Below are 846 nucleotides of genomic sequence, written 5' to 3' on the forward strand. Positions count from 1 at the left end.
GCCGCGGCCGGCCGGCGCCGCCGGGGACGACCCGCCGGTCCCCGCCGACCTGCCGTGGGGCACCGCGCTGGCGACGACGGGCCTGGCCCTGGGCGCGTACGCGGGCAACGTCACCGGTGCCGGCGACGGCGCCGCGCTGAAGCTGCCGCTGCCCGGCGGTTCCGGCGACGCGGCGCCCGCGGTGGTGGCGGGCTGGGCGCTGATCGCCGCCGGGCAGGTCCTCGCCGGCCCCGGCGTGGTGCACCTGTGCGGCCGGCTGCTCTGCGCGCTGCGCCCGGGTGCGCTGCGGCTGCTCGCCGGCCGGGTGCTGCAGCAGGAGGCGCGGCGCGTGGGCCGCCCGCTGGGTGCGCTGTGCGCAGTGGCGACGGGCGGGGTGCTGTGCACGCTGGTGTGGCCGGACGGCGACGGGGCCCGCTCGCTGGGCCCGCTGACGGTGCTGGGCGCGGCGCTGGTGGCGGGCTGCGCGGTGGCGACCGTGTGGCTGGCGGCGCTGGAGTCGAGGCGGGCCCGGGCGCACACGACGACGGCGCTCCTGCGCCTGGGCGCCTCCCCCCGCCTGCTGCGCCGCGCGGCCCTGCTGCGTACGACGGCACTGCTGGCGGTCTTCGCCCCGCTGGCCGCGACGCTGGGCGAACTGGCGTCGCTGCCGCTGCGGTAGGCGTCTGTACCCGCGGACCGTCTCGGCGCCCCCGGACGGCCCGCCCGGTCCGCACCCGCGCGGCGATACGACGGCGACCGGCCCCGGCCGCCCGCGAAGCGCCGGGCTCCCGTCCGCCGCGGGCTGCGCCCGGAGTGAACGGGGACCGACGGCCGGCACGCCACGGTACCCGCGCCCGCCCGCGGCGC

1 pseudogene is annotated in these 846 nt (G+C 82.0%); it reads left to right on the top strand.

The window, feature by feature from the left end:
• A pseudogene (locus tag ABD317_RS37370) lies at positions 1–658 on the top strand (hypothetical protein); the annotation flags it as partial.
• Positions 659–846: the final 188 nt, after the last annotated feature.

The sequence above is a fragment of the Streptomyces synnematoformans genome, assembly GCF_039531005.1.
Lineage (GTDB): Bacteria > Actinomycetota > Actinomycetes > Streptomycetales > Streptomycetaceae > Streptomyces > Streptomyces synnematoformans.